This is a genomic window from Helicobacter sp. MIT 00-7814, assembly GCF_003364115.1.
In the GTDB taxonomy this organism is placed as follows: domain Bacteria; phylum Campylobacterota; class Campylobacteria; order Campylobacterales; family Helicobacteraceae; genus Helicobacter_F.
Map to the genome: position 1 here is coordinate 1 of NZ_NXLL01000048.1, position 7,211 is coordinate 7,211.

Below are 7,211 nucleotides of genomic sequence, written 5' to 3' on the forward strand. Positions count from 1 at the left end.
CACTCTAACACTGCGCAGAATGTCAAAGATTTGCTCATTTACACACAAGAGCTAGAGAATGACTTGAGATTTTGTATAAATGGTGAAGTGTTTTGAAAATTCTAAGTGGCACACGCCCACCAAAAAAGGTCGTGTCTGGTCGCGAAGCGGAGCTTGCAAGGGCTTTGCTCTTGCAAGTGATACATTAGAGGGAATAGGAAGCTGGAGACAAAGCGGAATTTACTTCCGCAAAGTTGGAAGCGGAGGCGGAGCTTTGGCGTTAGCCAAAGTGATAGTCCCAAAGGAATGGGCGAAGCGGAATTTACTTCCGCGAGACGATACCAATTGAGGGAATAGATTTTAAGCCTTTAATCAAACCTCAAAAAATCCTACACTAAAAATAAAAATTAGGAAAGTGAATGTTTGATTTTGAAGCAGCGTCAAAAGCTGGATTTAGCAAAGAGCAACAAATTGATTTTTTGCGAAACAAAGATACAGGGCTTGACTGGAGCGCGATTGAAGAATCTGCAAAGAGCGCGCAGGATTGGGGCGTAGGGATAAGCCAAACTGATGCGCTGTATAATGCGCTAAAATCCCAACTAACGCCAAAAGAGCCACAAAATCAAAAATTCCTTAGCGAAGATGAGTTAAAAAAATATGGTGGCACGATAAACCAACTTTTGGACTTTGCAGAAATTGAAACTGAGGAAAGCGCAAAGCGTTGGGATACTTTAAACGCAGAAATTGCTAAACACCGCGCTAATAAAACACCTTTCAAAGAATTGCCAAATACACTAAAAGAATTTATGTTTAACAACAAAAACAGCTTAATTTCTGGCATTTCAGATACTACAAGCTGGATTTTTGGTGGTGATTTAGATGAAGAATCTAATGTCAAAGAATGGTATGAGAAAGGATTCAAATATGATGATGTGCTTAATTTTGAAAATTTAGAAGATTTAAAAAAAGCCAACCCACAAGGCTATGAGGATTTTAAGAAAAATCAAGGATTATTTGATAAGGCACTTAATAGCATTTGGTTTGGTGAAGATGGGGAAGAAAAAGACTTCCAAGAATTTAAAGAGGAGATTGCTGCGCAGAATCTTGATGCGCGCTTTTATGATAATATCTCAAAAGCCTCTGAAATGCTTAAAAATATTTCAGAATCTCATAGCGTGGGAAACACCATTAAAGCGTGGATTAATGATGAAAACTTTTTGCTAAATGATGCAGGCTATGACTTTATGCAAAAGTTTGACAAAATCGCTACTGATTTGGGTGCTGATGGCGTAGGCTATGATAAAAGTGGCAATATCTACATTTACAAGGGAGAAGAAGCTTACAAAGTCAATGATGGCTTTTTTGATAATATCGGAACAATTGTAGAATCAAACCTTTTGAGTATGGCAGGAAGCGTTAGCGGTGGCGCACTCGCTCTAAGATGGGCGAAAAATCTAGGACGCACCGCGCTCAAAGGCGCAAAAAGCAATATTGTAACAGGAATTCTAGGCTCTGCAGCTGGCGCAGCACTTGGTGGCTATGGTGATTCTGTGCTTGGGAGATTTAGGCTTAATATCGAGCAAAACTTCGCAGATTCTATGCGTCATGCTATTGAGCAAGGTTATTTAGACGCGGTAGGTGGTATCGTGCTTGTAGGAGGCGGGAAGCTTTTAAGTAAGGGAAAAGATCTTATTGCCAAAGTAGATACCAAAAATCTTGGTGCAGGCGTGGAGAAAATCATCGATTACACGCCTTTTATAGGTATGGCAAAGCGCGCACAAGATGGCAATCAAAAAGCAGCAAGAGAACTAATTAACGCAAATTTAAGCCAAGAACAACAACAAATGATTAAAAATGTTTCCCAAAACTTTGGCGGAGAGCTTACAATGGAAAGCCAAAATGCGCTTAAAGCGAAGTTTTTGCAAACATTTGGCGAAGATTCTTTACTTTCTAAAGGCTTTTTAAAAGCTTATGATGTCCTTACGCTAAGCTCGCAAAAAAATGCACAAAAAGACTTCATTACTGCAATCCGCGCTGATGAAAGCGGGAATCTCATAGCATTTTTAAGCGAAGCAGCAAATGCAAGCCCAAAAATGCAAAATAATCTAAGAAGTATTTTAAACCAAACAACGCTCAATTTACGCCGCCGCTTAAATGAGCTAAGTATCGACACCCAAAGCGTGAAAGGAATCCTCGATGAGTTTGAAAATGGCACAAAAAGCGGTTATGCGCGTGCAATGGAGGATATTTTAGGAAAAGTTTATGATAGCAATTACAAGGTTGTGATTGATAGAGCTGGAGGCGCAAGGCAAAGCTATCAAGCAAAAACAATTCCTTTGCAATCCATTGAAAACGCAATGAAGGAAAATTCTAAGATTTTTGTTGATACATTTGAGAATCAAGCCTTAGCCAAAGCAATCGGGCTTGATACGAGTAAAGAAATCGCCATGACATTGCAAGGTGATAAAATAATCCACGCACTCAAAAGACATGGGCAAGATTCTGCTTTGGCAAAACACAGCGGAAAACAGGCGGTTACACCAGAAGATATTGCAACCTTTAGCAATATTGTTAAAAATGCAGATTTGTATGCTGTTAATAAGGTTAATGATGTAACGCATTTGCTTGCAGGTAAGCAAATAAATGGGCATTTTGTCGTGGTAGAAAGTATTAGCACAAAAAATAATGAACTAAAGTTTAAAACTTTTTATAAAGAAAAGGGGAATTTAGAAAACAATGCGGATTTTAAACGCGCGGCGCGACTGCTAACGCCACAAGGGCGCGCCTACTCTCCTAAGTCAAGCCTCGGTGTAAGCTTAGATAGCGATCCATCGCGCAAAGTGTATTCTAGCACAAAACCCCAAAGTTACAATGATTTTCGCAAAAGTTTAGAGGAAAGAGGCATTTTGCCAGAGGATTCACTGCGCTTTTTAAACTTTGTAGAAAAAAACATTTACAATAAAAATGGCGTGGATTTCTCCCAGCTCAACAATGCGCTAAAAACCATTAATAGCTATTACAAACAAAGCCTAGATCCAAATTTTAAAGATTTCATCAAACAAAGTGTCGAAAACTTCTTAAAAGATGATATTAAAAAAGGCATAGATTCTATTTTGGCGCAAAATCCAATCCTTTACAAAGACGCAAGCGCGCTTTTTGATACAGCACTCAAAGACTATGCAAATATGAAAAGTGTGCTAAAAATAGCTGATAAGCTAAAATTACGCGATGAAGCTATTGCTTATCAAAAATCTTTGCAGAATTTAGAAAAATACGCAATGGGACAAGGCAACCCAGAATCTCATAGCATTACTTCACACAATCTAAACAAGCTCACTTCGCATCTCACGCCAGAGCAAAGCGCACATTTTGAGTTAAACTTATTGCAGAATATTTTTGAGCGCGCTATTATGAAAAATAAAAATATGGAAGTTTTTAATTCCAGCGCATTTTTGCAAAATTTAGAAAAAATCGGCGAAGGGAGCTTTAAAAGTCCGCAGGCTAAAGAATTTATTACCTTTGCGAAAGATTTTAATACACTTTTTAAAAATGATGCGCTCATTGCACAAAAAATAACTGAAGCCACAACTGAAAAAATTGGCTCAAGTATTGCGACAACCATTAGCGGTGCGCTTAAGTTTCAAGTAGTGAAAATGGCGTTTGAACAAATGGTGCGCTTAATGCCAACAATTCCATTTGCAAAAGGAATAAATGAAAAGGTGCAAGGCGCAGCACTGCGCTATCATATCAAGCAAGCCCTCTCGCGTGCAAGTGATATTACAGATTTTAGACGCACGCTAGTTTCACGCGCGCAAAGGGGGAATTTCAACAACGAGACTTTGGAGATTATAAATTCCCTCACAAAGCAAGTAGATGAAGCGCAAGAAAATATTATTAAGCAGGTAGATACTGAAAACGCTATTTTACAAAATGCACCTGATATGCAGACTTATCAAACACTCAAAGCTTATAATGTCAAAGATTTACACCTAGCAAGCCAAGACGAGTATAAGAAGTTTATTGATGATGTGCTAGGGCAAGATATTGAGGCTTTAAAGAATGCACCTAATATTTTGCACATTGCAAATTTTGATGACGAGTTAGCCAAAACATTAAACTTAGAAACAAATAATGCTTATCTAACAAAGAAAAGCCTATTGCATTTTAGACCTGAAAGAAAGGCTGGTTATAACCAAGAATTAAGCGCAGACGAAATAAAGCAGATTCCTGAAATTATAAGCAATGCAAAAAGCGCATATATCGATATCACCCCAAAACATAATAATTTTTTTATAACAAAAGAGCTAGAGGACAAAGTAATTACTATAAACTTCAATAAAGACGAGCTGGGAAATTATATTGTAACTGCTAGAAAGGTATTAAAAGAGGATTTAAATAGACAAGAATATAAACTTATGGGGAGCGGAATCGAACCGCACATAGAGCGTTTTACTGCAGAAAACGCCTCCCTCCCATCTGGGTCATCTCCCATAAGTAGCCCTAATTCTACCACACCCGCAAAAATAAATCAACCCTCGCCCCTAGAGCTAGCCCTAAAGCATAAGGAACAAGCCCTAAAAGAGGCACAAGCACCAAAAGACGCGCCAAATGTAGAGCCAGCACCTAAGGGAGAAGCACCAAACGAAAACGACATAATCGCAGAATTTGGGACAAATTACGCGGAGTTTTACCACAAACCTATAGAAGCCTTTAAAAAACTGCAAGAGACACAAGGCGGGCAAGTAGTAGGCGCGTATGAGCGTAAAGATTTGGGCGATATAGATTTAGTTTGGGGAGAATACAATAAAGAAACGCAAAAAGGCTTTGGACTAAGTAAGATTCTAGCAAAGCACCCTGAAATCACAGCGGAGATTCTAGAGGAAATAGTAAAAAATGGAAAACTGCTAGATGAAAACAGCATAAAAACCATAATTTATAATACAGACAACAAAATTTATCGCTTAGGATTGTCTAAAGGCTGGAAAGGTAAAGGGGAAAATGAATGGATACTCACAGCTTATGAAGTAGAAAAGTCGCAAGGCTCAGATTTTCTACCAAGTAGCCAAGTTACCAAGAGTGATGGGACTAATCTACACTCAAACGACTTCAGCGATAATTCTACCACAAACAAAAATTTAATACAAGATAATCCGCCACGCAATAGCAATGAAAACGCATTTGAATTTAAAGAACTAGAATCTAAGCTTTCACAAATCAATGAGGGAATAGAAAAATCTGCTTTAGAGCAAAAGGCGCAGGGTGGCTTTATGAGTGAAACCACCAAGCAAATACTGCGAGACACAAGATCAAGTAAGATTCTCAAACCATTTGAAAAAGCCTACTTTGGCAAAGAGTATCCAAAAGAGCTTGAGAGGATTCTTGCAGATTTTGGCTTTGAAAGTAACAAAGCCCTATCAGATACCGCGATACAGCTAAAAAACAATCCCAAAGCGGTGATAGAGGACTACAAAACGAGTTACAAAAACCAGCTACAAAATGAAGTCCAAAACACCACTGCCAAAAAGGCAAAAGAAAATCTGCGCTATAGGCTTAGCCAAATCCTGCCAAGAGAGCAAGTGCAAAACCTAGATAATATCGTGGATACCAAGCTTTTATCAGATATTAGAAGTGGCAAGGATTTAGCACTTTATGAGACAATCGCAAATGAACAAATAAAAAGGCTAAGAGAGCATATAGAATCTACACTTAACATTCAGCCCATAAAAGATTTTGGCACAAATTACGCGGAGTTTTACCACGATGGCAAAGGTGCTATTAAAAAGCTATTGAGTGAAAAACAAGGGCAAGTCGCAGGCGCATTTTATAAAGAGAATCTAGGCGATATAGATTTAGTTTGGGGAGAAGTGACAGATTCTGCCAAACACACAGGCTTTGGGCTAGCACACGCGATAGATAAGCATGGCGAGGAAGTCGCTTTGAAAATCCCCGAGATTATAGAAAATGGCAAAGTATCGAAAACACACAATGGGTATAATATCGTTTGGAATGATTATATAGTAGGCGTAAATAAAGGATTTAAGGATAAAAGCGGAGATTATATAGGCACAAATCATTGGGTGGTTACAGCATTTGAGGATACGCAGGGTAAAAAGGAGGCTAGCAGCATAGCACCCGTTGCTAGCGATTACAAAGAGCCGATGCCTCTTAAACCTTTGCAAGATTCTACTACAAAAGACCCTCAAAGTCAAATAGAGCTCTACCAACAAAAGCTAGGGCTTGATGAAAGTAGCGCAAAAGAGGGCGTGGAATCTAGCATCACAAGTGAAAATCCAGCCGTCATTGCGAGGAGCGAAGCGACGAAGCAAAACAAGCCGCAGGCGCAGTTTCTTCAGCAATCCACACAAGAAAATGCAAATGGATTGCTTCGCGGGATAAATCCCGCTCGCAATGACGAAGCGATACCAAACTTCACGCCCCAGACAATAGCACAGGCAAAAGCTATACGAAATGAGATGCTTAAAACCCTGCAAGAAAGGCTAGCAAAATATAAAAAAGAGCATGCAAGCGAGGATTTAATCAAACACTACGAAAAGCAAATTGCACAAGAGCAAGATTCTATAAAAAAGCTAGAAGCAAATGATTTGGGCGAGTTTGAAGCACGATTTAAAAAAGAAATGCAAGACTATGAGCAAATAATACAAAATATGCCACCAAACCTAAAAGAAGCCTTTAAACTCCAAAACATTAACGATGTATTTTACTATCTTGCAAATAAGATTATGCCCTCCAGCATAACGCCTAGCAAAATAGGTGTTTTAATCGGAAAGAAAAGCGCAAATGAAGCACAAATTGAGCAATTTGCCAAAGCTCAAAGCCTAAAAGAGCTTTTGGGCGAGGATTATACTTGGCTAGAATCTCAAGCAAAAGCCACAAGAAAAGGCGAGCTAAAAGACTTGCGCTTTATGCAAAATCTAAAAAACTTCATACACACACTTGACACGCCAGCCACAAGCGAACCTATCAAAAAAGAGCTTAAACGCCTGCAAGGCTTGCACGCCAAAAATAGAGCAAACTACAAAGCCTACTATGACGCCCATCCCGAGCTTATCAACAAATACCTAGAAAATAAAATTATCAATTGGCAATCTTATAGGTTAGATGAATTAGATGAGCTTTTTAGCGCACATGCAAGAAAAATCCTAGAAACAAAAGCGCTAAGCCAAACAGAACGCCAAGAGTTAGTAAATCTTAGCAATGAATATCTCAAAGAA

The 7,211-nt window shown here is 38.8% G+C and carries 1 pseudogene; it reads left to right on the top strand.

The window, feature by feature from the left end:
* Window positions 1–398: 398 nt before the first annotated feature.
* Window positions 399–7,211 (top strand): annotated as a pseudogene (locus tag CQA49_RS09520) (hypothetical protein); the annotation flags it as partial.